The sequence below is a fragment of the Acinetobacter sp. S54 genome (assembly GCF_016624945.1).
Lineage (GTDB): Bacteria > Pseudomonadota > Gammaproteobacteria > Pseudomonadales > Moraxellaceae > Acinetobacter.
In genome coordinates this window covers 161795-187499 of sequence record NZ_JACVUI010000003.1, presented here as the reverse complement: position 1 = coordinate 187499, position 25705 = coordinate 161795, and the positions used below count along the sequence as shown (strand labels likewise).

The 25705-nt window shown below is 39.3% G+C and carries 21 protein-coding genes and 1 CRISPR repeat array; of the genes, 11 read left to right on the top strand and 10 right to left on the bottom strand.

Going from position 1 to position 25705, the window contains the following annotated elements:
- Window positions 1–61: 61 nt before the first annotated feature.
- Both IAE20_RS06470 and IAE20_RS06465 read left to right on the top strand, forming a co-directional pair.
- On the top strand, window positions 62–2521 hold the full coding sequence (locus IAE20_RS06470; RefSeq protein WP_200460013.1) for an LPS-assembly protein LptD: 2460 nt from the start codon (window positions 62–64) through the stop codon (window positions 2519–2521).
- Window positions 2521–3861, top strand: a complete 1341-nt coding sequence (locus IAE20_RS06465; RefSeq protein WP_200460012.1) for a peptidylprolyl isomerase — start codon at window positions 2521–2523, stop codon at window positions 3859–3861. The genes IAE20_RS06470 and IAE20_RS06465 overlap by 1 nt, the downstream gene beginning before the upstream one ends.
- A 121-nt stretch (window positions 3862–3982) precedes the next feature.
- On the opposite strand, the gene hfq is transcribed toward IAE20_RS06465, so the two are convergent.
- The 4 genes from hfq to tsaE all read right to left on the bottom strand — a co-directional run bounded on the left by hfq (window position 3983) and on the right by tsaE (window position 7978).
- Window positions 3983–4510, bottom strand: coding sequence for an RNA chaperone Hfq (gene hfq, locus IAE20_RS06460; RefSeq protein ID WP_200481728.1), 528 nt, complete (start codon window positions 4508–4510; stop codon window positions 3983–3985).
- A gap of 91 nt (window positions 4511–4601) precedes the next feature.
- The gene (gene miaA / locus IAE20_RS06455) at window positions 4602–5546 is read right to left on the bottom strand and encodes a tRNA (adenosine(37)-N6)-dimethylallyltransferase MiaA (RefSeq protein WP_200481729.1); all 945 of its coding nucleotides are present in this window, start codon (window positions 5544–5546) and stop codon (window positions 4602–4604) included.
- A 6-nt stretch (window positions 5547–5552) separates the two neighbouring features.
- Entirely contained in the window at window positions 5553–7508 is a 1956-nt protein-coding gene (gene mutL / locus IAE20_RS06450; RefSeq protein ID WP_200481730.1) for a DNA mismatch repair endonuclease MutL, read from the bottom strand.
- 2 nt (window positions 7509–7510) lie between these two features.
- Entirely contained in the window at window positions 7511–7978 is a 468-nt protein-coding gene (tsaE, locus tag IAE20_RS06445; RefSeq protein ID WP_200481731.1) for a tRNA (adenosine(37)-N6)-threonylcarbamoyltransferase complex ATPase subunit type 1 TsaE, read from the bottom strand.
- Window positions 7979–8104: 126 nt separating this feature from the next.
- On the opposite strand from tsaE, the gene IAE20_RS06440 reads away from it, so the two are divergent.
- The 3 genes from IAE20_RS06440 to IAE20_RS06430 all read left to right on the top strand — a co-directional run bounded on the left by IAE20_RS06440 (window position 8105) and on the right by IAE20_RS06430 (window position 9986).
- Window positions 8105–9037 carry an RluA family pseudouridine synthase gene (locus tag IAE20_RS06440; RefSeq protein WP_200481732.1) on the top strand — a complete coding sequence of 311 codons (933 nt, stop codon included), beginning with the start codon at window positions 8105–8107 and terminating at the stop codon, window positions 9035–9037.
- 88 nt (window positions 9038–9125) lie between these two features.
- Window positions 9126–9434, top strand: a complete 309-nt coding sequence (locus IAE20_RS06435) for a type II toxin-antitoxin system RelB/DinJ family antitoxin (RefSeq protein ID WP_200481733.1) — start codon at window positions 9126–9128, stop codon at window positions 9432–9434.
- Between the two features lie 108 nt (window positions 9435–9542).
- Window positions 9543–9986 (top strand): GNAT family N-acetyltransferase, encoded by a 444-nt coding sequence (locus IAE20_RS06430; RefSeq protein WP_200460005.1) that lies wholly within the window; start codon window positions 9543–9545, stop codon window positions 9984–9986.
- Between the two features lie 2 nt (window positions 9987–9988).
- On the opposite strand, the gene IAE20_RS06425 is transcribed toward IAE20_RS06430, so the two are convergent.
- On the bottom strand, window positions 9989–10699 hold the full coding sequence (locus IAE20_RS06425; protein ID WP_200481734.1) for a pseudouridine synthase: 711 nt from the start codon (window positions 10697–10699) through the stop codon (window positions 9989–9991).
- 92 nt (window positions 10700–10791) lie between these two features.
- Window positions 10792–11781: direct repeats of the CRISPR family, unit length 28 nt; unit sequence TTTCTAAGCTACCTATGCGGTAGTAAAG.
- A 258-nt stretch (window positions 11782–12039) separates the two neighbouring features.
- Between IAE20_RS06425 and IAE20_RS06420 the strand changes: the two genes are divergently transcribed.
- On the top strand, window positions 12040–12495 hold the full coding sequence (locus IAE20_RS06420; protein ID WP_200460277.1) for a DUF441 domain-containing protein: 456 nt from the start codon (window positions 12040–12042) through the stop codon (window positions 12493–12495).
- Window positions 12496–12526: 31 nt separating this feature from the next.
- On the opposite strand, the gene IAE20_RS06415 is transcribed toward IAE20_RS06420, so the two are convergent.
- Both IAE20_RS06415 and IAE20_RS06410 read right to left on the bottom strand, forming a co-directional pair.
- The gene (locus tag IAE20_RS06415; RefSeq protein ID WP_200481735.1) at window positions 12527–13522 is read right to left on the bottom strand and encodes a sensor domain-containing diguanylate cyclase; all 996 of its coding nucleotides are present in this window, start codon (window positions 13520–13522) and stop codon (window positions 12527–12529) included.
- A 203-nt stretch (window positions 13523–13725) separates the two neighbouring features.
- Window positions 13726–14646 carry a LysR family transcriptional regulator gene (locus tag IAE20_RS06410; protein ID WP_200460002.1) on the bottom strand — a complete coding sequence of 307 codons (921 nt, stop codon included), beginning with the start codon at window positions 14644–14646 and terminating at the stop codon, window positions 13726–13728.
- A gap of 314 nt (window positions 14647–14960) precedes the next feature.
- Here IAE20_RS06410 and IAE20_RS06405 point away from each other — a divergent pair, with 314 nt between their 5' ends.
- Entirely contained in the window at window positions 14961–16157 is a 1197-nt protein-coding gene (locus IAE20_RS06405; protein ID WP_200481736.1) for an MFS transporter, read from the top strand.
- A 33-nt stretch (window positions 16158–16190) separates the two neighbouring features.
- On the opposite strand, the gene IAE20_RS06400 is transcribed toward IAE20_RS06405, so the two are convergent.
- Window positions 16191–17177, bottom strand: coding sequence for an ion transporter (locus IAE20_RS06400; RefSeq protein ID WP_200481823.1), 987 nt, complete (start codon window positions 17175–17177; stop codon window positions 16191–16193).
- 241 nt (window positions 17178–17418) lie between these two features.
- Between IAE20_RS06400 and IAE20_RS06395 the strand changes: the two genes are divergently transcribed.
- Window positions 17419–18876: a DASS family sodium-coupled anion symporter gene (locus IAE20_RS06395; RefSeq protein ID WP_200481737.1), complete on the top strand. Its 1458-nt coding sequence runs from the start codon at window positions 17419–17421 to the stop codon at window positions 18874–18876.
- Window positions 18877–18935: 59 nt separating this feature from the next.
- Here the strand turns inward: IAE20_RS06395 and IAE20_RS06390 are convergent, their stop codons facing one another.
- Both IAE20_RS06390 and IAE20_RS06385 read right to left on the bottom strand, forming a co-directional pair.
- Window positions 18936–20306, bottom strand: coding sequence for an NAD-dependent succinate-semialdehyde dehydrogenase (locus IAE20_RS06390; RefSeq protein WP_200481738.1), 1371 nt, complete (start codon window positions 20304–20306; stop codon window positions 18936–18938).
- Window positions 20307–20649: 343 nt separating this feature from the next.
- On the bottom strand, window positions 20650–21414 hold the full coding sequence (locus tag IAE20_RS06385) for a glutathione S-transferase family protein (protein WP_200459998.1): 765 nt from the start codon (window positions 21412–21414) through the stop codon (window positions 20650–20652).
- Between the two features lie 402 nt (window positions 21415–21816).
- On the opposite strand from IAE20_RS06385, the gene IAE20_RS06380 reads away from it, so the two are divergent.
- From IAE20_RS06380 to IAE20_RS06370, 3 genes are read left to right on the top strand one after another with little or no spacing between them, the layout of a single operon-like run.
- Complete coding sequence (locus IAE20_RS06380) at window positions 21817–23028, top strand: SfnB family sulfur acquisition oxidoreductase (RefSeq protein WP_200481739.1); 1212 nt, start codon at window positions 21817–21819, stop codon at window positions 23026–23028.
- A gap of 12 nt (window positions 23029–23040) precedes the next feature.
- The gene (locus tag IAE20_RS06375) at window positions 23041–24291 is read left to right on the top strand and encodes an SfnB family sulfur acquisition oxidoreductase (RefSeq protein ID WP_227610868.1); all 1251 of its coding nucleotides are present in this window, start codon (window positions 23041–23043) and stop codon (window positions 24289–24291) included.
- Window positions 24291–25703 (top strand): LLM class flavin-dependent oxidoreductase, encoded by a 1413-nt coding sequence (locus IAE20_RS06370; protein WP_200481740.1) that lies wholly within the window; start codon window positions 24291–24293, stop codon window positions 25701–25703. The genes IAE20_RS06375 and IAE20_RS06370 overlap by 1 nt, the downstream gene beginning before the upstream one ends.
- The last annotated feature ends 2 nt before the right edge of the window (window positions 25704–25705 follow it).

The window sequence follows — 25705 nt, the reverse complement described above, 5'->3', positions numbered from 1 at the left end:
ACTTTTTCTCTATGATGCGACAATAATTAATTGCGAATTAGCATACTTGGTTAATGAAACAATGAAGCATCAGTTTAAATTTAATCCTTTAGCGACCGCTATCTTGACACTTTTATGTGGCGGCTCCATACAATCAAGTTATGCTGAGTCGGACAGTGCGATTTCTAGCATCGATAACAAACAGCTCAAAGAAAGTATTCAAAAAGCCTACCCTGGTCAGGAATTTTTTGAACAATATTATGTGGATAAATCTGCCCCTGAAGCACAGATTAGGGATACAAAATCATTAAGTTCTGCATTTTGTAAAGGAACCTGGATTACGCCAATTAGCCCGACTGCTCAGGCTTCTGACCCTGCCCAAGCGACTTCAGTGGTAACCGCAGACTATGGACATTACAATCCTAAAGGCGACTCCGAGTTAAGCGGCAATGTGGTTATTGATCAGGAAGGTAGATCAATCCGTGCCGATAAAGTCATCATTGATCAGACACAAACGTATGCGAATGCTGAGGGTCATGTACAGCTTGCTCAAAGTGGTCTTCTGTCTCAAAGCGATAAGATCAATTACAATTTAAAAACTCAAACTGGCGACTTAAATAACAGTTTTTATATCTCTGAGCAACAACACGCACATGGTCATGCGCAGCAGATCAATCGAACTTCGCCAACAACAATGGTATTGCATGATGCCACTTACACCACTTGCCCTCCTGAAGAAAAGCCAACGTGGCAAATTAAGGCCAAAGAAATCAAGCTGGATCAGGACAGCGGTCGCGGTGTAACTAAAGGAACGAAACTTTATGTAAAAGACGTACCTGTTCTGGCTGTACCTTATTTTAATTTCCCGATTGATGACCGTAGAACAACCGGGATTTTAAATCCAACATTTGGCTTCTCCAATGATGGTGGTTTTGAACTAGCTGTTCCTGTTTATCTGAATCTAGCTCCTAATTACGATGCAACCGTAACCCCGCGTTACTATGCAGATCGTGGAACAATGTTAGAAGGTCAATTCAGATATATGACCGAAAATTTTGGTGAAGGTAAAATCTCAGGTGCTTATTTACCTGACGATAAAAAATATGACAACAAAGACCGTAAAGATTTAAAGTTTCTACATAACTGGGATATCAATGATTACTGGTCAACCAATCTAGAATACAGTTATGCCTCCGATAAAGATTTTACCGCAGACTTAAATTCGAGCCCTGATTCGAAAACAGACTTGAACTTACGTCGTGCTTGGGTGCTGAACTACAAAGATCAAATTCCTGGTTTAAAAGCCCAATTAAAAGTCGAAGACTTCCAAACTCTGGATAAAACGGTATCTGATGTTGATCGTCCTTATGCCCGCCTGCCACAGTTTTTATTGAATTATGTCACAGGCAACCCACTAGGTTTACAATACGAATTTAACAACGATACTGCTTATTTCAAGAAAGATATTAGTGATACAACCAACTATAGCACTCAGCCTAGTGGTACACGTATCTATAACCAATTGGCAGCACGTTATAACTTCAGAAACACCTATGCTTTTGCAATTCCAGAAGTATCCGTGCGTAGTATTAATACGTTCTATGATGAAAACACCATTAATGCGTTGTACCCTGAAGGTGGTGCGACTGCAAACGATAAAAATAAATCAGTGGTTGTCCCACAATTTAGTCTGGATACAGGTTTAACCTTTGAAAAAGACGGCAAATATCTACAAACGATTACACCTCGCGCCTTCTATGCTTATGCCCCTTACAAAAACCAGACTGATTATCCAAACTTTGATACGACGACTGCTTCGATTAACTATGATCAGTTATTTAACCCGTATCGTTTCTATGGGCATGACCGTTTAGAAGACAATAATTTCATGTCTTTGGGGGTGAGCTATAGTTTATTTGATCCTGAAGGTTTAGAGCGACTGCGCGCCAGTGTAGGACAGAGCTACTATTTTGAAGATAGACGTGTCACTTTAGTCAACAATGATCAGATCGATACAGAAAAAAATACGGGGCCTGTGGTTAGTTTATCTAGCCAGTTGTCTCAGCACTTTACCATTGGCGCAAACTCGGCCTGGATGTCTAATGGGACAAATTCGCAGCGCGATTTTCAAATGTACTACACAGGTGATAAAGGAAATCTGTATAACTTAGGCTATTTCTATCGTAAAGATATTCCAGATCGTCAAAACACCTATGATCAGGTTGTTGCATCCTTTATACAACCTATTCATAACAATTGGCGTATTATGGGACATGTTCAATACGACCTTGATAATAGTGTCGCACGTGAATATTTACTTGGTGTAAATTACGAATCATGCTGTTGGGGCGTTTCAGTCTATGGTCGCTCTTACTACAATGACCTTGATGATCCAAACGATCCGAATGTTAATGTGAAAAAAGCAGTCATGGTCGAACTTACCCTGAAAGGCTTAGGTGGTGTAAATAATAAACTTGCATCTATTATGGAAAATCGAGTTTTAGGCTTTAAAGAAACTAATCAATCTTGGACACAACGTTAATGAAGACAAAGTATTTAAAACAGTTATTTAAAGCAACTGCCCTCGCAGCGGTTGTTTCTTCATCAATGCATAGTTTTGCTGCAACTCCTTCTGATGAAGTCATTGCAATTGTGGACAATAGTGTCATCTTAAAAAGCGATTTAGAGCAAGGTGTTACCGAAGCCGAACATCAGTTACAAGCACAAAAAAAACAGGTTCCACCAGAACAATATTTACAACTCCAAGTTTTAGACCAGCTTATCTTGCGTGAAGCGCAACTTGAACAAGTGAAACGTTATGGCATCAAACCAGATGAAAAAGCCCTGAATGAAGCCGTACTCAAAGTAGCCAATCAGTCTGGCAGTAAATCACTTGAGGCTTTTCAGCAAAAGCTTGATGCAATTGCTCCAGGTACTTATGCATCGTTACGTGATCGTATTGGCGAAGATCTTGCGATTAGCCGTCTACGTCAGCAACAAGTGATGTCACGTATTAAAATTAGTGATCAAGACGTTGCTAACTTTTTAAAATCCCCTCAGGGTCAGGCAATGTTAGGCAGTCAAGTACACGTCTTACATGCTCGTATTTCAAGTACCAGTGCTGATCCAGAACAACTTAATCAGGTTGCTCAAGAAGTCAAAACTGCGCTCAATAGTAGTGATGATATTGCGAGTATTGGTAAAACGTATTCAACCAAGGATATTAAGGTTGAAGGGGCAGATATGGGCTATCGTGACTTAGCAGATATTCCAGCCGAACTTGCAGCACGAGTGAGCGCATTACAAACAGGACAAACTACTGAATTAATTAATGTACGCGATGGGATCCATGTTTTAAAATTACTTGATCGCAAAACTAGTGATCAGAAAGCAATGGTTGAACAATATAAAACTCGTCATATTCTAATTCAGCCTTCTGAAGTCGTTAGCCCTGAAAATGCTAAGCAAATGATTACAAGCCTTTATAATCGTTTAAAAGCAGGTGAAGATTTTGCTACTTTGGCAGCCACTTTCTCTAACGATCCGGGTTCTGCACGTGATGGAGGTAGTCTGGGCTGGGTAACGCCTGGTATGATGGTTCCTGAGTTTGATGAAAAAATGAAGAATACACCTGTTGGGCAAATTAGCGAACCATTTCAAACTCAGTTTGGGTGGCATATTTTGCAGGTACAAGATGCGCGCAAACAGGATATGACACATGAGTATCAAGAACGTATGGCGCGTCAAATTTTAGGTGAACGTCAATTTGATACAGAAGTGGACAGCTGGTTACGTGAAGTACGGTCTAACGCTTATGTTGAAATCAAAGATCCAAATTTGGATAAAAAAGTCCTTCAAGAACAAAATAAGGCCAAATCATAAAATATACATGAGTAAAAGTAGCTCGCATTTGCGGGCTATTTTTTTGTTCAATTGATAAATTAATCCAAATTCTAATCAAAAAAACCCCGATCATATCGGGGCTTTTCTTTAAGATCATCGATTAACGATTATTTTCGTCTTCTTGATTATCTTCAAATTTTGTCTCGCCATCAAAACCTGATGATTGACCGCCAAAACCGCCTTGACCGCCAAAACCACCGCCTTGACCACCGAAGCCGCCACCTTGACCACCGAAGCCACCACCTTGACCACCGAAGCCACCACCTTGACCACCAAAGCCACCGCCTTGACCACCAAAGCCACCGCCCTGACCACCGAAGCCACCACCTTGACCACCGAAGCCGCCACCTTGACCGCCAAACCCGCTACCCTGAGCACCAAAGCCACCACTCTGACCACCTGTCGCAGGAGCACCAGCTGGACGTGGATTACGAGCAGGCACAACTGTAGAAATTGCGTGCTTATAAACCATTTGGCTTACTGTGTTTTTTAACAGGACAACGTATTGGTCAAAAGATTCAATATGACCTTGTAGCTTAATACCGTTCACAAGGAAAATGGAAACAGGAATACGCTCTTTACGGAGAGAATTTAAGAACGGATCTTGTAAAGTTTGACCTTTAGACATGTTATAACTCCAAAAAATTAAAAATCAGCGCAAAAAACCGTCTTTAGTTTTCAATTAAAAATTATAAAAAAGACAGTATGTAAATTTTGCTTTATCCATAAGAGTTTCGCAAGTCTTCTTGAGCTTGCTTTATCGTTAAATACGTTTTAAAACAGTGTGTTTCTTGCAAAGAACGTAACCAAGTATATTGACGTTTTGCAAGTTGTCGTGTCGAAAATAATGCTTTATCTTCCATCTCCATCTTATTTTTGTGACTTCTATCACTTTTTATCAAAAAATCGAGCGCTTGGCGATAGCCAACACAGCGCATTGAGGGCAAATCGTCACAAATATCGTATTTTTCAATCAAGCTCTCAACTTCATTTAAAAAACCGATATTCCACATACTTCGCAATCTTTGCTCGATTCGCTTATGTAATTCTACTCGATCTGGGAGCAACGCATAATTATGAAATATGTAGCGATATGGTAAGTTTTTAGGTTGTTCGGCTTGTAATTGTGTAATGGGCTTACCCGTAATTTTAAATACCTCAAGTGCTCGGATAATTCTTTGTTTGTCAGATACTTTGAACTTCTGCCCTGCCAAAGGATCTACGTTTACCAATTCATCATAAATAGCCTGCCAGCCTTGCTCATTTGCTTTGTGCTCTATTTCTGCTCTGATTTGTGCATCCGCGTTAGGTAAATGATCTGAAAGCCCTTCAAGCAGCGCTTTAAAATACAGCATCGTTCCCCCTACTAAAATCGGAGTTTTACCTCTTGCATGAATTTCATCGATCAATAGACAAGCATCCTCTACAAACTGAGCAGCAGAATAAACGTCTAAAGGCGAGATAATATCAATCAGATGATGTGGATATTGCGCCTGCTCCTGTTTTGTAGGTTTAGCCGTACCAATATCCATATCCCGATAAACCAGTGCTGAATCCACAGAAATGATTTCAAACTGTCCACGTTCATATAAATCACATGCCAACGCAGTCTTTCCGCTTGCAGTCGGTCCCATTAGGTTAATCACAGGCAAGTTTGATGACATTTAAGGTTATTCTCCGCGAGCAAAAAGTTTATCAAGTTGACTGAGGGGAAAAGCGCGCCATGTTGGTCGGCCATGATTACATTGACTGGCAAATTCAGTTTGTTCCATCTGACGTAGTAATGCATTCATTTCAGAGAGGCTGAGCATGCGGTGAGCACGTACTGCACCATGACAAGCCATGCCTGCTAAAATCTGATCTCGTTTCTGCATTAAGGCTTGAGCTTCATCATTTGGATCTAAATCATGAAGTAATTCTGGAATTAGCTTTTCAAAATCACCTTTTTGTAAGATAGCGGGCACACCACGCACAATCACTTGTTCATCGCCATACTGATCAATTTCAAGTCCCAGACGTCCTAACTGATCTTTTAAATCATCTATGCGTATGGTCTGCATGCGGCTAATGGAAATGATCTTTGGAATCAACAGCTGCTGTGAGGTCCAAAATTCAGGCCTATCCCATGCACTTTTCATTTGTTGAAGCAAAATACGTTCATGTGCTGCATGCATATCGACGATAATCAATCCCTCTGTATTTTGCGCCAATATATAAATGCCATGTAATTGTGCAATCGCAATGCCTAAAGGAAACTCATCCACTGGCAGAGAGGATGTTTGTGTTTCAGATTCGACATCCAAATTTTCTCTCAGAGGTGACAAATAGGTTTTAAGCGCATTATTCAGCTGTGTAGAGCCGTTATAGCGAGTTTGGGGTGAATATTGGACGGTCTGTGGATGGCTGGCATTAAAATCAGTTAGTAACTCTGTTGATAATGCTGAGTTAGGGTAAGAATTTGTCTCAGAAACAATTGAGCTTGGTGCATCCATACTTTTATGTAATGCAAACTGCTCCTGATAACGCGGTTGAATAACAGAGTTTACAGACGTTTCTCTCTGTTCATCGACTTTCATGGCCTGAGCCAAATCGGTACTCGCTGTTTGAAATTGCGCCAAAGTTTCTTTAGCATAATGTCTTACAAACTCATGGACTTCGCGTTGATTCAGAAATCGGATTTCATGCTTGGTAGGATGCACATTAACATCAATTTGCTCAGGATCAACTTCTAAAAACAATAAATAGCCCGCATGTTGATGACCATGTAAAATGCCATCATAGGCCATCCGTAGCGCATGAGAAATAGTTTTATCTTTTACAATACGACCATTCACATAAACGTATTGTAAATCAGCCTGTGCTCTCGCATCAGATGGGTGTCCTAGCCAACCAGACAAGCGCATATTGATGCTTTCACTGTCGAGCCAATAGGCATTTTCAGTAAATTGTTGACCCAATAATTGCTGTACCCGCTGAAAACGTAAAGCGCCACTATCCGCTATAGGCAGATTTAAACGAATCTGGTCGTTATGCTCAAGTACAAAACGAATATCAAAATGGGTTAAAGCCAAGCGTCGAACAATTTCTTCAATATGCCCAAATTCAGTACCCGGTTTTTTTAAAAATTTACGGCGTGCAGGGACATTAAAAAATAAATCCTGCACACGAATATGTGTACCCTTTTGTGCTGCGACAGCCTGAACTTGCTGATGCTCAAAAGCCGTACCATTAACTTCAACCTGATAACCAATGCCTTCTTCATTTTGGCTACTAATCAGGGTCAAACGTGAAACTGCGGCGATTGAAGCCAAAGCCTCCCCACGAAAGCCTAAACTGACAATAGCATGTAAATCTTCAGCAGTTTGGATTTTACTGGTTGCATGACGCATCACCGCTAGCGCCAAATCATCGGGATGGATCCCATTACCATTGTCAATAATTTCAATCAGCGTTGCACCACCTTGTGCCACACGAATAATCAGCTCAGTTGCACCCGCATCAATCGAATTTTCCAAAAGTTCTTTCACTACAGATGAAGGACGTTCAATCACTTCACCTGCTGCAATCTGGTTAGCTAAAGCTGGATTTAATGCGTGAATACGGCGCAAACTGATTGAATCACTCATGATTACAATAGGTCCTTTAATACCTGATGAAGGTTTTCATCATTTAAAGATAAGGTAACAAACCGCTGAAGATCATCGTCTGATTTTTCAATATCGATAACAATATCTGGCTGAGGAATTTCACCGTCCCCTTTAGATGGCCATTCAAACAAAAATAAAGCATCAGGTACTTCCAGATAGTCGCGGATTCCCATCAGCTCCAATTCATAAGGATCATTTAAACGATAAAGGTCAAAATGAAAAACCTCTTTGTGGTTAATTTTATACGGCTCAACCAACGTATAAGTTGGACTTTTTACCGCCCCCTGATGCCCTAATTGCTGCAATAAATAACGTGTAAACGTAGTTTTACCAGCTCCCAAATCCCCAATCAAATAAATCACACCAGATTGGACATGCTTTGCTAAATGTTGCGCAAATTTCTGGGTATCATCTTCACTATTTAATTGTAACGATAAGGAATATTGCATAACACACACGACATGAATCGAAGAACGGAATATGATAGCATTTTCAGGCTTTAAAAGCCTATTTCAGGCAAATGCTTGTTTTATTTTAAGGCAAGTAATTCTTCATTTTTATTTTCATCACATTTAATGAACAAAATTGATTTCACCCCGCCCATGCTACATGGTGTAAGTGCTAGTAAAGCATTCTTGCCTGCTGATAAAGATCAAGTCATCCAAACGGTCTTTGAATATGTTTGCAAACACTTTCCCCATATCTTAGAACAAGAATGGCAGCAGCGTTTTGCAAATGGTTTAGTCTATGACTCAACTGGACAAGTTCTTACAATTCATAGTTTATACCGACCCAACACTCATATTTTTTATTATCGTTTTTTGGCTCAGGAAACCCATATTCCGTTTGAACACCGAATTTTGTTTGAAAATGAACATTTACTTATCGTCGATAAACCTCATTTTTTAACGATGAGTCCAACTGGTCAATACGTTCAGGAAACGTTATTGGTTCGCTTAAAAAATCAGACAGGAATCGAGCAATTAAGTCCTGTTCATCGGCTAGATCGAGAAACAGCAGGAATCGTACTGTTGAGTAAAAAAACCGAGGTTAGGCACGCCTATCAGACGCTTTTTGCCAAACGTCAAATACAAAAAACTTACCATGCGATTGCACCTTATCATCCAGCATTATGCTTTCCCCAGACTTTAAATTTGTGTATGGAAAAAGGACAGCCTTTTTACACCATGCGGATTAACCCTACGGGTGAACCAAATAGTGAAACATGGATTGACTGTCTGGAACATAATAAAACATGGGCCAAATATCAATTAAAACCCCATACAGGCAAACAGCATCAGCTTCGAGTCCATCTGAACTATTTAGGAATTCCAATCAAAGATGATCCGTTTTATCCGACTGTTCAACATAAAAAAGAGAATGATTTTTCTGCGCCTTTACAGCTTTTAGCCAAACATATTCAATTTACAGATCCGATCGATGGTCAAAAAATTAGCATTCAATCAACGTTTGATCTAGATTTGTCATACCAAAGTAATGACAAATAAGCGATTTTTTGTGTGCAAAATATTGAAATTACAATTTCTTGGTTTACAATGAATTTTTTAAAATTAAAAAATCATTCGGTTATTATTCATGCGAAAAACAGAAGTCTATCAGGTTCGCCTTGACTCACAAGAAAAGAAACAGGCTTTTGCTGTTTTTAAACAACTGGGAATTACCCCAGCCCAAGCAGTTCGTCTATTCTTCAAACAAGTCGTATTGACGAAATCTATCCCTTTTGCTATTGAAAATCAAAATATCAATATGGAACAGTTACTCAAACTGCGCAAAATGAAATCCTCTTCAGCTCAGATCACTCATAATGGTGCTGACACAGAACTAGATGATGATGCCTTTTTTGAAGAATTAAATGCACTTTTGGGTGAGAGTGATCAGCTTTAAATATCCATTGTTATTTATAAATATAAACAAGTTTTAACGTTCTTATTTCCATTTTTTCGTTATGCTCTCCATGTTTAGGATAATTAATAAAATATATGGAGAAATCAGATGATTGTAAGACGAGCGACCTTAGAAGATTTAAATCAGCTTGCCGTGTTATTTGATGAATATCGCCAGTTTTATGGGGCTTCATCTAACCTAAAACAATCCTATGATTTTCTAAAACAACGCTTCGAAAATAAAGAAAGTGTCATTTTTATTCATGTCAAAGATGATGTATTTACGGGTTTCGTTTTACTTTATTTAGGGTTTTCTTCTGTTGCCTGCTCCAAGTATTATATTTTGGATGATGTGTATGTTACTCCAGTTTATCGTCGTCAGGGTTCTGCAAGACAACTCATTGACACCGCAATTTTGTTTGCACGTCATGAAAGCGCCTTAAGAATTAGTCTGGAAACTCAAAGAACCAATGTCGAATCACAACGACTTTATGAGTCGATGGGATTTATTCAGGATGATGAATTCCTTACCTATCATTGTTTTCTTAAATAATTTCAAGGTGAACGTGACTGCTGTGCTGCGTGAATTTGATCTTCATTTAAGTAAATCCATTCGCCCAATTCAAGCCCAGGCAGCACCAACTCACCAATTTGTTGACGATGTAAAGCCTGAACTTTATTACCAACGGCAGCAAGCATTCGTTTGACCTGATGATAAACACCTTGATGAATCGTCAAACTGAGCTGATATTCATCTAGTAAATGCACATTTGTTGCAGCAAAAATTCCTTTTTCATTGTGCAATTCCACCCCTTTTTCCAAAGTAATCAATTGATTTGGAGAAACGGTATCGAGAGTAGTGACATGATAAACTTTAGGAACATGTCGTTTGGGATGAGTAAGCGCATGTAAAAATTTGCCGTCATCGGTGAGTAATAATAATCCAGTTGTATCTTGGTCTAGCCGCCCTACTGCCGCCAGTCCACGTTCTCTTAAAATGTCAGGGAACAAATCGAATACACTCTGATGATGCTGCGGATGATGTGAACATTCAAAACCCTGCGGTTTATTAAGGGCGATATAGATTTTTTCGCGATAAACATAAGTTTGACCAAATACTGAAAAATTTAGATTTTTCACATCAACACGAAATTTTAAATCTGTTTGTACCTCGCCCTGAACTGTTATTGCTCCATTTTTAATCAGTTGCTGACAGTGTTTACGGGAACCAAACCCTTGTGACTGCAACATTTTTTCCAAGAGCATAACAACATCCAAATTAATCGATACGATAGTTTAACCGATTTTATGAATTTAACACCTTGAATAAAACATCTTGTAGATATTCATTTCGGATATAAATAAGCTACCTATGCGGTAGTAAAGACCATCTCTAAACCACAACTTAAGCATTAACTTTTCTAAGCTACCTATGCGGTAGTAAAGAATTCCCTACTCGCGACCTTTAATTTATGATTTTTCTAAGCTACCTATGCGGTAGTAAAGATGATGCTCGACTCAACATTGAATCAGAAACGTTTCTAAGCTACCTATGCGGTAGTAAAGACCAAACCTTTTACCTTTCTTGGCCATGTGATTTTTCTAAGCTACCTATGCGGTAGTAAAGACGTCACGGGCTACTGCCTGCGTAATGTTCTCTTTCTAAGCTACCTATGCGGTAGTAAAGAAGCGTAAAAACTTAACATACTCATCGCTTTTTTTTCTAAGCTACCTATGCGGTAGTAAAGATACAGCTTCTGCCGCGGGTGCAGGCTCGAATTTTCTAAGCTACCTATGCGGTAGTAAAGGATGACCCACAAACGCCAGAGAAAATCTTTAATTTCTAAGCTACCTATGCGGTAGTAAAGCAGTCACCAACACAGACACTCGCGACTTGTCATTTCTAAGCTACCTATGCGGTAGTAAAGGAGTGACCTGTAAAGACCCTGCTCCATCAACTTTTCTAAGCTACCTATGCGGTAGTAAAGAAAAGGCCGTTTCAATTACACGCCATCAATTTTTTCTAAGCTACCTATGCGGTAGTAAAGTTGAACATGCATCATCAATTGAAGAATCTGGATTTCTAAGCTACCTATGCGGTAGTAAAGTGTATGCTGATATGGCGGGGATTAGACTAATATTTCTAAGCTACCTATGCGGTAGTAAAGCAATCATCAATAAATGCCGTAATCCTTTTAACTTTCTAAGCTACCTATGCGGTAGTAAAGGGTTTATCTTTTGGCTTTAGCTGTTTGATCTTTTTCTAAGCTACCTATGCGGTAGTAAAGTACCAATAACAAGAGTTCGACCCTTACCAGTATTTCTAAGCTACCTATGCGGTAGTAAAGAGTAAGTTAGCATAAAAAATAAATTATCCAATAACAAGTTAGCTATAAAACAGCGTTTTACCCAAAGTTTTTCAACCAAAATCTAATCTATTGAATTTATTCAGTTATTAAAGAGTCTAACTATATTTAGGTATATAAAGCTAATATAGTTCTTCATTATAAATATTTAAAAAGAAAAATGATATTTTTCAACCATTGGTAAAATAAAAAAACGTTATACAATACAGTACTCCCTACATACACGCTTTTATTACCATGATCATGTCCCAGCTTGATGTCAATCTGTTGGTTTTACTCGTTTTACTGGCTTGTGGTATCTTCAGTCAAAATGCCGCAGTCACTATTGCCGCTGGTGTTCTCATCTTTTTCAAATTGACTCCTCTCAATCAATTTTTCCCTTATTTGCAACAACACGGTTTAAATATTGGCATTATTATCTTAACTATCGGTGTTCTCACTCCCATCGCCAGTGGAAAATTAAGCGGCGATACAATCCTAAAATCATTTTTGAGTTATAAATCTATCTTAGCCATTGCAATCGGCTTATTGGTGGCATGGCTGGGGGGGCGTGGAGTAAAGCTCATGACTAATCAACCAGATGTAGTTGCAGGTTTACTCATTGGCACTGTAGCTGGTGTTGCTGTACTCCGAGGTGTTCCTGTCGGCCCTTTAATTGCAGCAGGCATTTTGTCTTTGTTGATTAGTTATCAATAATAGGCTGACAAACAGCATCCGCCATTTCATATTATTTTTTTGATCTTTTAGATAAATACATTTGCTGATCTGCATATTCAAGCAATTCTTCAACGGTTGTTGCGTGGGTTGGATAAATCGCAATTCCTGTGCTGGCTCGAATGCTTAGATTTTTATTTTCAAATATAAAATCCAGTTCACAGGTATCATTAATTCGATCGACCACGGTTAAGCTTTGCTCAGGATCGGCTAATTGAGTAAGAATAATTGCAAATTCATCTCCCCCAATACGTGCAATATGATCCTGAGTACGAATCACCATTTTTAATCTTTGTGCAAATTCTTTTAAAGCTGCATCGCCTACCCGGTGCCCATATTGATCATTAATCGGTTTTAACCCATCCATGTCAATCATTAATAAAGCAAAATAGTTTTGAGTTGATTGAGCTGAAGCAAGACATCTTCTAAAATGATCCAAGAATTGACTTCTATTAGACAGTTCAGTAAGACCATCTTGAGTCGCCATACGATATAATTCTTGCGTACCAAATCGTGTCGCGTGATACATCGCGGCGGCAATCAGTTCCGACATTAATTCAAGCAGTTGTAAATCACCTGTTGCAAATGCCTTTACTTTATGAGAATAGATTTTTAATACCCCTAATGGTTCATCACAATGGATCAGTGGAACGACAGCCATTGAGCGAAGTCCCACATAACGACACGCGATTACATCTACTCGTGGATCTATTTCTGTATTCTGACTATATAAAATTTCTTTTTCTTCAATGCAACGTCCAGATAAGCTGTTCTTAATTTTTATTCGATGGCCAAGTAAACTTAAGTTACTATCAGAAACCGAATGAACAACCATTTCATCTGCTTCTAACAGCTCAATAATAGCGCCATCCGCTTCAATAATGGTCTTTGCCTGCTGAGCAACAACCGTCATCACGGAGTTCAAATCCAGTCCCAATTTTACAATTGCAGTCTGCGTTTTAATAACTGAAAGCAACTGTTCGACTGTCGGTTGATATTTACCTGACATTCTAACCCCTAAACCGTACTTAAAAATGATTAATTTTTTTACTATTAAAATAATAAGGAAATGATTGTAGGGAATTTTACGACTTCTTATGAAAAATGCATAGAAAATAAACAGACTCATGGAGCCAAAAAGGGGCGTTTTTTTAATCTGATGAGTAACAGGCTACTTTTATGAGTTAAAAAGGTAACCTGCTATATAAATTTTTAAGATGAATAATAATAAGTACGTTTCTGAGAAAACTTTTCGAGTTGTTTTAAAAAACCTTCAAAGTAACTTTTCTCTTTTTCATCAATCCGATAACCCGCATATAAAGTACGGCGTAAGCCCTGCGGTGCAACACAATTTAAACGGCGACTAGTCACCCAGCCCTTTTGCTCATATTCATTGACAACCCAATCAGGTAAAGCTGAAATACCACGACCACTCGCCACCAGTTGAATCAACATTTGAGTAAGGTCTGTGGTTCGGATTGCTTTAGGCTGAATATTCGCGGGTATAAACAGATGCGCCATAATGTCCAGACGATGCTTATCGACAGGATAAGTAATCAGTGTTTCTTCAGCCAGATCCTGTACAGTAATTTTTTCACTACGAACCAATGGATGCGTATTGGATAATACCAATCGCGATTCATATTCAAAAATTGGAAAATATTCGATACCTTTTAACGCAATTGGATCTGCAGTAATAAGTAAATCAAATTCTCCAGTTTGCAAAAGTTCATGAGGATTAGCTTCAAAACCGGAAGCAAAATCTAAATCAACATCAGGATATTGTTGACGATATTGATTCAACAACGGCATCAACCAGTCAAAACAGCTATGACATTCTGATGAAAAAATAATGCGCCCAGTTTGCCCATGAACAATGCGTGTGATATCACTTTGCGCAATTTGAATCTGTGGTAAAACATCATCGGCTAGTTTTAATAAACGTTGACCAACATTTGAAAATGTCACAGGTCGACTCCGACGATTAACCACTTCCACCCCATACCAGTGATCAAGTTCTTTCAACTGATGCGAAATCGCTGAAGGAGTTAAACATAAGTCATTTGCTGCAGCGACCAACGAACCGTGCTCGCGTAAAGCTAATAAAGTTTTAAGATGACGAATTTCCAGCACGTATAGATCCAATCAAGCTCATCATGAATAATATTCACTATATCACAATGATCATTAATTTGTCTCAACATTAATTTTATTTCATCACTATTTGGCGCTTAGTTTAAGATATAGTCATGGAGAATTTTAATCCGCTTTTCAAGCTTTTTAAATTAGTTAATGTGCCATTCAACTAGAGTATATATAAATTTTTTTGATTATTATTGTAGATGATACGAAGCCTTAGGTTCTTGAATTCCGAGTAAATCACTTAACTATTTCGATCATTTTCAACTATAATTCTCCTTTATTTATTCTCCCTCCAAAAAAAATTTATGTCTTCTACATCGAATACATCTGTTGGTTTACCTCAACAATATTCTCTATTCTGGGTCATTTTAGCTCTGGCTATTGGTGGCTTTTGTATTGGAACCACTGAATTTGTCGCAATGGGGTTGATTCAAGAAATTGCCACAGATCTCCATATTAGTGTTCCCGATGCAGGACATTTTATTAGTGCTTATGCGTTAGGTGTGGTCATTGGTGCGCCTGTTATTGCCATTTTAGGTGCACGGATTCCTCGTAAGTCTTTATTACTTGGGTTAATGTTGTTTTATGGAATTGCCAATGCATTAACAGCACTGGCAAATACTCCTGAAACGGTTTTAATCTCCCGTTTTATTGCTGGGTTTCCTCATGGTGCTTATTTTGGTGTAGGTGCTTTGGTTGCAGCAGAATTGGCTGGTCCTAAAAAACGCGCTTCAGCCGTCGCACAAGTCATGATGGGATTAACCGTTGCTACTGTATTTGGTGTTCCATTGGCAACATGGTTGGGTCAACAGTTTGGTTGGCGGTCTGGTTTTGAATTTTCTTCGATCATTGCTTTTGTTACATTATTGGCAATCGCTTTTTTTGTGCCTCAAATTCCTGTACGCGCGACAGCAAGTATAAAAACCGAATTAGCAGGGCTAAAAAATATTCATATGTGGCTGACTCTTGCTGTAGGCGCTATTGGTTTTGGTGGGATGTTTTCGGTATATAGTTATGTATCACCTATTCTGACCGAATATACCAAAGTCAGTATTGATATTGTTCCGATTGCTTTGGCAATCTGGGGTGTGGGTATGGTGATTGGGGGGTTACTCGCTGGTTGGTTAGCAGATCGAAACTTAAATAAAACGATCGTTGGGGTTTTGATTAGCTCTGCTCTTGCTTTCGTTTTTGCCAGTTTCATGATGAGTCAGCTTTATACTGCCATTCTGGCTTTATTCTTGATTGGACTGACTGTGATGGGTTTGGGCGGAACCTTGCAAATGCGTTTGATGGATGTTGCAGGTGAAGCTCAAGGACTGGCTGCATCGCTGAACCATTCCGCATTTAATCTAGCCAATGCACTAGGGGCTTTTTTGGGCGGATGGGTTTTAAGTCATCAAATGGGATGGATCGCTCCAATCTGGGTTGGGTTTGTGCTAAGTTTAGGTGGATTAGTAATTTTACTGATTGCTTTTGCCGTAGAAAAATATAAAAAATAATTGATCGGCATGAGACGCACTTAATACTCCGTCTCATGCCTCAGGAAGCTTTTCACCACAATGTGGACAATATTTAAATGCCTTTTTTTGTTGTTCCTGTTCTTCCAAGTCTTTTTCACGAATCAGTTGCATAATCACTTCATGGGTTTGCTCTTTGCCTAAACCTATTTTTTTGCGTATCCGCTCAATTTCTTTAGTTTCATTCAAATAATCTATCTGATTCGAAAGAAGCAGGTTTCTAAACTCCTGAGCAAGTTTTTGATTCCGCAAATTCAATTCATTAGCTAGCCCTGTCGCTAAAATACCTGCGGGTAACGCAGCTAAACCCACCCCCAAAATTGTAATTACAGCGCCCAATAATTTACCAATATTGGTGACTGGCGTAACATCTCCATATCCAACTGTAGTTAATGTAACCACCGCCCACCACATAGCTTCTGGAATTGAACTAAATATACCCGGCTGCGCTTTATTCTCAACGACATAAATCCCCCCCGCAGCCATCACTATCATGATTAATAAAATAAATACAACAGCCTGAAATGAACCTTTTTCACGTTCAATAACCGCCAGCAATATCTGGAGCGAAACAAAATAGCGAGTTAACTTTAGTAGTCGCAACAATCTTAAGATTCTGAGAAAGCGTAGATCAATAGGTACAATAAAATTGAGATAGGCAGGTAAAATTGCCAATAAGTCAATAATCGCACCTCCACTGGTGAACCATTTTAATCGTGTTTTCCATGCAGGCTGATCAAGATGTTCCTCTGCCACACACCATAAACGTAACAAATACTCAATAGTAAACAGACCTATCGACACCGTTTCAAATAAATCAAAAATTTTTTTGTGGGCAAAATAAATTGAATCGATTGATTCCAGCATCACAGCCAAGACATTAGCGACAATCAAAAAAATTAAAAAGAAGTTAAGTATGCGGCTTAAGTTACTTTCATACTCGTGATTATGGAGATTATTAAAAACAAAACGACGTAAATGACGTAACGAAAATTTAGCCATCATAAACAAAACTTATAATTATGCTGAGTCCTTGGTTCAATTTATCATGCTCTAACTATTTGTGTAAGAGTTTATAGCCTTGTTCAGAAAATGTATTAACAGACTGTCAACAATTCTTTATTTGGTAATAAGTTAAGATTCTTTCATAATAAAACCACAAACTATAAAGCATTAAATTTCAACTTAATAATGCTAAATATATAAATTATAACGTTAATCTATCCATAATAAGGCGGTTTTTATGGGCTTTAAACCAATTCCAGCTGCAATAGCCTGTGCATTAACGCTCATCATCTGGTTTGTTATTCCTGTCCCGCAAGGCGTTACACCCGAAGCATGGCATTTGCTGGCAATGTTTGTCGGCGTGATCGCCGCAATTATCGGGAAAGCACTTCCCATTGGCGCGATTGCCCTGATTGCGATTACACTGGTTGCTCTCACTGGAGTAACCAACCCTACACCGAGTGAAGCTATTAAAGATGCCTTGAGCAGTTTTGCAAATCCCTTAATCTGGTTGATTGGTGTGTCAATTATGATTTCCAAAGGATTACAAAAAACAGGGTTGGGAGCGCGTTTAGGCTATCTATTTATTGCAGTCTGGGGCAAACGTACTATTGGCATCGGTTATAGCATGGTACTGTCCGAACTTATTTTGGCCCCTGTTACACCAAGTAATACCGCACGTGGCGGTGGTATTATTCACCCCATTGTCCGTGCAATTGCTACAAGTTATGATTCTGATCCGGCCAAAGGCACCGAAGGTCGTATGGGGAAATATCTGGCTTTGGTGAATTATCACGCCAATCCAATTACTTCTGCGATGTTTGTCACCGCCACGGCTCCAAATCCTCTCGTGGTTGATCTTGTTGCCAAAGCGACAGGATCACAGGTGACATTGAGCTGGAGTACGTGGGCAATTGCTATGTTAGTTCCGGGCATAATTGCATTAATCATCATGCCGATGGTGATCTACTGGATGTATCCGCCTGAAGTTAAGCGCACGCCAAATGCGGCTCAGTTTGCAAAAGAGCGCCTTAAAGAAATGGGGGCTGTGAGCGTACATGAAATTATTATGCTATTCATTTTTGGCATTATGCTGTTCTTATGGGCAGGTATTCCTGCTATGGTTTTTGGTCCCGCTTGGTCTGTTGATGCTACCACCACTGCATTCATTGGTTTGAGTTTGTTGCTTTTGACCGGAGTATTAACCTGGGATGATATTCTGACTCAAAAAAGCGCTTGGGATACCGTTACGTGGTTTGCAGCTTTGGTCATGATGGCAACTTATCTCAACAAACTGGGACTAATCACATGGTTTTCAGGCGTTCTTGAAACCAATATTGCTCACCTCGGGCTAAACTGGATATTTGCCAGTTTACTTTTGATGCTGACTTATATGTACGCTCATTATATGTTTGCAAGTACTACCGCTCATATTACGGCCATGTTTGCCGCCTTTTATACAGCTGGTATTGCGCTAGGTGCTCCTCCCATGTTGTTTGCTCTCATGATGGCGGCTGCTTCAAGCATCATGATGACACTTACCCATTATGCAACAGGAACTTCTCCCATTATCTATGGTTCAGGCTATACCACTTTAGGGGAATGGTGGAAAGCCGGTTTCGTCATGAGCATTGTCAATATTGTCATTTTTATTGTAGTTGGGGGAATCTGGTGGAAGTTCCTAAATTACTGGTAACTATAATTTATCCATAAAAAAGCCTGTCATGATTTTTTATGACAGGCTTCTTTTTCATATTACGCAGGAATTACCACAAGTTTCTTTTGTACAAATTCATTAAAACCGAGTTCAGACAATTCATGTCCATAGCCTGAACGCTTGATTCCACCAAAAGGTAATTCTGGTGCAGTTTGGGTCAGGCTATTGATCCAGATCATGCCCGTTTCGACACGCGATGCTAATTTCTTGGCTCTTTCGATATCTTGAGAGTGAATAGCACCACCCAAACCATAGTGCGACTGGTTCGCAATTTTCACAATTTCATCATCATCTTTGGCCACATATAATTGCGCAACTGGACCAAAAAATTCCTCATACCATGCAGGATTACTTTCTTGAATATTCTCAAGAATGGTTGCTTCAAAAAAATTGCCAGCGCCTTGAATGGGCTTACCACCTAAAACCAGTGTTGCACCGGAGCTTACTGCTTGATCAACCTGCTTATGCAGTTTTTCTACAGCGGAAGCTGATGATAAAGGTCCCAAACTAGTAGATTCATCTAGAGGATCGCCTGTTTTCAGATTTTTAAATAATTCAACCATGCCATGCTTAAATTGTTCCGCAATTTTTTCATGCAAAATAAAGCGTTTAGCAGCAGTACATACTTGCCCTGCATTGTTGATACGTGCCTGACAGCCAATTTTAATTGCACGTTCCAAATCAGCATCATCAAGTACGATAAAAACGTCATTTCCTCCTAGCTCAAGAGTAGATTTTTTAACGTATTTACCTGCTTGCTCAGCCACACTACTTCCCGCACCTTCTGAACCTGTTAGTGCTACACCTTGGACTCGCGGATCTTTAATAATCTCAGCAACTTGATCTGTTGAAATAAATAAATTTGTCCAAACGCCTGCGGGTGCACCAGATTCATGAATAATTTTTTCAAATGCCTCTGCGCATTGGGGCACAATACTGGCATGTTTAGCCAAAACTGGATTGCCGATGGCACAGTTTGGTGCAAATACTCTCATGAGCTGATAAAAAGGAAAATTCCAAGGTTCAACCGCCATGATGACGCCCAATGGATGTTGTTCAACCCATGCTTCACCTATTGAGCTTGGATAGTTCTGGGGGCGTAAAAATTCGGCCGCATGTTTAGCATAATACTCTGCAATATTTGCACAAAGCTCAACCTCCCCAAGACTTTGCTTAATCAATTTCCCCATTTCTTTGGACATAAGCTGTGCCAGTTGTTCTTTTTGATCTCTCAAATTAGCTGCGACTTTATTTAATAATGCAAAGCGTTTTTCCAAATCCTTACGAGACCAATCTGATTTTAATAACTTTTCAGCATGATCCAAACTTTCATCAATTTTGGTTTGATCATGAAATGCATAGGTTTTAAGTATTTGACCGTTATAAGGATTAAGCGACTGGTAACTCATGGAAATCTCCAATAATTATGTTTATTAAAACTAAATTTCATTTTTCACAATACTCAGTCAAGACTAGAGAACTTGTATTTTGTTGAGAGACTCAGTTTTCAAATCACGATTCAAAATAAAGCATCATTTGACTACCCATCCACATTAAAGGTAGTTGAAAGCATTGAATAGACTTTGCAGCAAAACGCCTTCAAAGCCTCACTTATTGATACAAAAGCGCATTTAAGATAGTTTTTAAGTAAGTAAATTCTTTATTTTTGTATGTAGAAAATCAGCGAAAAGAAATAGCTTAAACCCTATTTAGCTTATAAATAAGGTTTTTAGAACTTTCGATAAATTTAAATTATATTCCACGCCAATCAACGCGCGCATTGCGTTCAGTTTCGTAGATACGCTGTACATATTGCCCCAAAGGTAAGCTCAATAAATAATCTTTATACTGGCGTAACTCAGGTGAACTAACTTCATTATTTTCACGTTCCCAAGGCGTCCCAGAAAGTTCTAGAATAGGTGCAAGCATTGAACAAACCGCAATGTCGGCCAGCCCCAAACGGTCTCCTACTAAATAGCGTCCAAAATTATCAATCAGGCGTTCATTCAATACCAGAACCAATTCATCCATACGCAGTTTGGATTGAGCAATTTTCTCATCCTTGAGTTCATAACTTTTCGTCACCAAGGTTTTAAGGATCGGTTTGGAGAATTTTTCGAATTGACGTAAATATCCTTGTTCACCCATCATAATTTCAAGCGGCTCATCGCCATGAGTTAATGCATGACCCAAACTCCAGCGACGAACATGCACACCAAGTTCATCTGCAATTTTATCGATTTCAATGGACAGCGCTCGTAAATGCGGGTCACGACGTAATAATGAATGTTCAGGATAATGATCATCCAAATACAGCGCAATTTGTGTAGATTCTGCGATCCATCTTTTATCATCTTTTAAAATTGGTAATTTATTTTGACCTGTTTTTAACTGGGCAAAAGCACGATGGAACCCAGGGATCAAGTTATGTGCAACATAATCCAATTCCTTATGATCAAGCAACCAGCGAGCTTTTTCACAATAATGAGATAAAGGAAACTGGTATAAAACCCGCATAAAAACTCCAATTTATTTTTTTAGTCGACCAAATGTAAAAAACAACCTCTTGTTTTGCTTACTTTAAAAGTAACTAATAATGAAAACAATGTACTTTTTGTGCCAAACATTCGTCTAAATCATCTATTGTCTAATGATATTCTTCAATTCCAACTCAAATGGGTTATATGTTTTTTTGCGGTATATATCTCTGGAACAAATAAATCCTGCACCTCTATGTTCATTTTTATCTAGCAAAAAAAATATAATACATTGATTATTATAATTTTCATTTTATCAATAAAATCAATTAATTTAGACTAAAAATGATTAAGCATTTTTTTTCATAAACTACGCGAAATACTTCGTTTAACCATTAGGTATAATTTTTCTAAGGTACTGCTATCTATAGTGGGTATCATTATGTCAGAGTTAAATTTTTATCCTTCCCGATCAGTTCAAGTTATTCAAAATGATCAACAAGCGATTAATGCTGCTTACCAAGTCGCCGATTTTGCTTTAGAAGGTCGAAATCAACGTGATCAAAAACGTATTTTACCATTTGAAGAAATTGAGCAATTTAGCCTAAAAGGTTTAGGAGGCATTCGCATTCCTAAGCGTTACGGCGGTGCTTTTGTCTCGAATACAACACTGGCTCAGGTATTTCGTATTATTAATAAAGCTGATTCAAGTGTTGGGCAAATTCCACAAAATCAAATCAGCTTGCTTAATTTGATTGAGATCATGGGAACAGAATCACAAAAAGAATTTATTTTTAATGAAATTTTAGCGGGTAAACGCCTTGCCAATGGTGGGCCTGAGCGTACGACCAAAGATTCAAAAACATTAAATACCCGCTTAACTTTTCAGAATGCCCAATACTATTTAGACGGTGAAAAATTTTACTCTACTGGAAGTATTTTTGCGCATTGGCTCGCGATCAAAGCCATCCATCCAGAAGGCCACGTGGTGCTTGTTATTGTGAATCGACACAGTGATGGAGTTGAGGTCATTAATAATTGGAACGGTTTCGGACAACGAACCACCGCAAGCGGCACAGTGAAATTGAATCAAGTTAAAGTTGATCCCAATTTAATTTTTGACGAGCGCATGTTAACTCAGGCACCGACTTATCGAGGTGCTTATTCACAGCTATTACAAGTAGCAATTGATGTAGGCATTGCCGAAGCTGCTTTTGCTGATCTCATTTCGGCTGTAAAAAAAGCACGTCCTATTATCGATGCGCAAGTCGACAAAGCTAGTTTAGAACTTTATACGCTACAAGAAACAGGCAAGCTGGATATTCTTCTAAATGCTGCAATTTTACTGTTAGATGAAGCAGCGGAATATCTGGATGAACTGGACCAGCTCAATCAAGTCACAGAACAACAAGCAGCCAAAGCCTCGATTCTAGTAGCCGAAGCTAAGGTCTATGCAAATGATGCTGCTTTACAAATCTCAGAAAAATTACTGGAACTTGGCGGCAGTCGAGCCAGTTTAAGTCAATTTAATCTCGATCAACACTGGCGTAATGCGCGAGTACATACCTTGCACGATCCCGTGCGCTGGAAAATACATGCCATTGGTAACTATTACCTTAATGGTACTTTGCCTGCTCGCCATGCATGGATCTAAGGAGATAATAAAATGACCTCTTATCAAGCCATTCATCAGGCAGAAAATGATCTTATCAATCATCCTAGCACGCAACATTATTCAACAATACGCGTGATCCAAGATGACGCTGAAGCTCTTGAAGTAGCACAAGCCCTTGCCCAGCAATTCAAAGCTCAAAGTATTGAACGTGATGCGCAGCGCATCTTACCTTTTGATGAAATCGAAGCTTTTAGTCAATCTGGATTGTGGGCCATTACTGTACCTAAACGCTATGGTGGTGCGGAAGTCTCAAGCCTTACTGTCGCCAAAATTATTGCACTTTTTAGCGGAGTAGATGGATCAATTGGGCAGATTCCACAAAACCATTTTTATGCACTGGAAGTGCTAAGAAATACGGGAACTGAACAACAACAAAAACGGTTATATCAGGAAGTGCTTAATGGAGCACGTTTTGGTAATGCTTTGGCAGAATTTAAACCGAAAAACGCAAGTTTAAAACAAACTGCTCTTATCCCCTTTGAAGAAAATGGCTACCTGATCAATGGCGAAAAATTTTACTGTACGGGTAGCTTATTCGCCCATCGTATTCCAACCTTAGTGGTGAATGCCGAAGGTCGGGAATATCTGGCTTTTGTTCAACGCAAAAGCGAAGGGCTAAGTTTAATCGATAACTGGACAGGTTTTGGTCAACGCGTTACGGGAAGTGGCAGTGTCAGATTTCATCAAGTTTATGTCGCTTCTGAGGACGTGATTCCATTTGATACTGCTTTTGCACAACCAACACTGGTTGGACCTTTTGCACAAATTATGCATGCTGCTATTGAGGTGGGGATTGCCCGCGCTGCTTTTGAAGAAACACTTAATCGAGTACATCAGGCTCGACCTTGGATTGATTCAAATGTTGAGACCGCGGCACAAGATCCTCTAACTATTTTTGAAATTGGTAGAATTGCCGCGGATGTTCGCGCTAGTGAAGTCTTACTTAAACAAGCTGCAAAATCCATTGATGCTGCAAAATTACACACCACTGCTGAAACAATAGCCAAAGCTTCAATCGATGTGGCAAAAGTTCGTGCGCATAGTAGTGAGACCGCACTCAAAGCCTCATCCAAACTGATTGAACTTGCAGGAAGCCGTGGCAGTCAGGCCGAAGATGGCCTAGATCGTTATTGGCGCAATGCGCGAGTTCATACCTTACATGACGCTGCACGCTGGAAATATTATTTTATTGGTCATTATGTCTTAAATGGCATTCTTCCTCCACGCAGAGGGACATTGTAATGACAAAAACATCACAAAAAAAGATCTTAATCAATGCTTTTGACATGAATAGCGTAGGCCATATCAATCATGGACTCTGGACTCATCCACGCGATCAGTCTCACCGTTTTAATGAGTTAAGCTACTGGACTGATCTAGCTAAAACTTTAGAAACTGGCCTGTTTGATGGTTTATTTATTGCCGATATTACCGGTGTCTATGATGTCTATCAAAATAACATTGACCTAACATTACGCGAATCGATCCAGCTGCCAAGCCATGATCCGAGTACTTTGGTTTCTGCTATGGCTGCGGTTACTCAACATTTAGGTTTTGGCATTACTGTCAATTTAAGTTACGAAACACCCTATCAATTTGCAAGGCGTTTTGCTTCGTTGGATCATCTAACCCATGGTCGTATTGGCTGGAATATTGTCACTGGCTATTTGGATAGCGCAGAACGACTTATCGGTCATTCGGGGCTCAAAGATCATGATTTACGCTACGAACAAGCCGAAGAATTTTTACAGCTTTGCTATCAATATTGGGAAGGCTCATGGGAAGACGATGCATTAAAAAAAGATAAAATTCATCGTATTTTCACCGATCCTACCAAAGTCCATGAAATCCAGCATCAAGGACGTTTCTACCAAAGTCAGGGTGTATTTCAGGTTGCGCCGTCAATACAACGTACGCCTGTTTTATTTCAGGCAGGCGCATCGTCACGCGGCTTACAATTTGCAACTGCACATGCCGAATGTATTTTCATTGGAGGGGATCAACCCGAAAAAATTCGCCAACAAGTCATTAAAATTCGTGAGCAAGCGGTGCTACATGGTCGTCAGGCAAATGACATCAAAATTTTCCTTGGCATTACTGTGGTGACTGGAGAAACTGAACAAATTGCTCAGGAAAAACTCGCAGAGTATCGTCAGTATGCCAGCCCAGAAGCTGGAATCGCTCACTATGCCAGTTCAGTTGGTATTGATTTATCCAGATTTAAGGATGATGAAGTGATTCCTTACCAAAAAAGTAACAGCATCGCGTCTGTAAATGAAAAATTCAAAACTCAGCAAATTACTAAAAATGATTTGAAAAATCAGCATGTATTGGGTGGTCGTTATCCTCTGATTGTAGGTAGTGGCAGTCATGTCGCTGAACAACTGATTCAGTTGCTTGATGAAACAGGCATTGATGGATTTAATTTAACCCGTACTGTAGCGCCAGAATCGCATCAAGATTTTATCCGTTTAGTGATTCCTGAATTACAACAGCGCGAACGTTATAAAACTGAATATGCAGCAGGTTCCTTACGACGTAAATTACATCAACAAGGTGATCGTTTAGCGACCTCCCACCCCGCCAATGCCTTCCGATGTCATCCTTTAAAACAAGAAAAAATATCCGCCATTTCACAACAAATTACAGCTTAAAT

Coding starts and splice junctions, on each gene's coding strand:
- IAE20_RS06470 (WP_200460013.1), top strand. CDS start 62: ATGAAGCATCAGTTTAAATTTAATCCTTTAGCGACCGCTATCTTGACA.
- IAE20_RS06465 (WP_200460012.1), top strand. CDS start 2,521: ATGAAGACAAAGTATTTAAAACAGTTATTTAAAGCAACTGCCCTCGCA.
- hfq (WP_200481728.1), bottom strand. CDS start 4,510: ATGTCTAAAGGTCAAACTTTACAAGATCCGTTCTTAAATTCTCTCCGT.
- miaA (WP_200481729.1), bottom strand. CDS start 5,546: ATGTCATCAAACTTGCCTGTGATTAACCTAATGGGACCGACTGCAAGC.
- mutL (WP_200481730.1), bottom strand. CDS start 7,508: ATGAGTGATTCAATCAGTTTGCGCCGTATTCACGCATTAAATCCAGCT.
- tsaE (WP_200481731.1), bottom strand. CDS start 7,978: ATGCAATATTCCTTATCGTTACAATTAAATAGTGAAGATGATACCCAG.
- IAE20_RS06440 (WP_200481732.1), top strand. CDS start 8,105: ATGAACAAAATTGATTTCACCCCGCCCATGCTACATGGTGTAAGTGCT.
- IAE20_RS06435 (WP_200481733.1), top strand. CDS start 9,126: ATGCGAAAAACAGAAGTCTATCAGGTTCGCCTTGACTCACAAGAAAAG.
- IAE20_RS06430 (WP_200460005.1), top strand. CDS start 9,543: ATGATTGTAAGACGAGCGACCTTAGAAGATTTAAATCAGCTTGCCGTG.
- IAE20_RS06425 (WP_200481734.1), bottom strand. CDS start 10,699: ATGCTCTTGGAAAAAATGTTGCAGTCACAAGGGTTTGGTTCCCGTAAA.
- IAE20_RS06415 (WP_200481735.1), bottom strand. CDS start 13,522: ATGTCAGGTAAATATCAACCGACAGTCGAACAGTTGCTTTCAGTTATT.
- IAE20_RS06405 (WP_200481736.1), top strand. CDS start 14,961: ATGTCTTCTACATCGAATACATCTGTTGGTTTACCTCAACAATATTCT.
- IAE20_RS06400 (WP_200481823.1), bottom strand. CDS start 17,177: ATGGCTAAATTTTCGTTACGTCATTTACGTCGTTTTGTTTTTAATAAT.
- IAE20_RS06395 (WP_200481737.1), top strand. CDS start 17,419: ATGGGCTTTAAACCAATTCCAGCTGCAATAGCCTGTGCATTAACGCTC.
- IAE20_RS06390 (WP_200481738.1), bottom strand. CDS start 20,306: ATGAGTTACCAGTCGCTTAATCCTTATAACGGTCAAATACTTAAAACC.
- IAE20_RS06385 (WP_200459998.1), bottom strand. CDS start 21,414: ATGCGGGTTTTATACCAGTTTCCTTTATCTCATTATTGTGAAAAAGCT.
- IAE20_RS06380 (WP_200481739.1), top strand. CDS start 21,817: ATGTCAGAGTTAAATTTTTATCCTTCCCGATCAGTTCAAGTTATTCAA.
- IAE20_RS06375 (WP_227610868.1), top strand. CDS start 23,041: ATGACCTCTTATCAAGCCATTCATCAGGCAGAAAATGATCTTATCAAT.
- IAE20_RS06370 (WP_200481740.1), top strand. CDS start 24,291: ATGACAAAAACATCACAAAAAAAGATCTTAATCAATGCTTTTGACATG.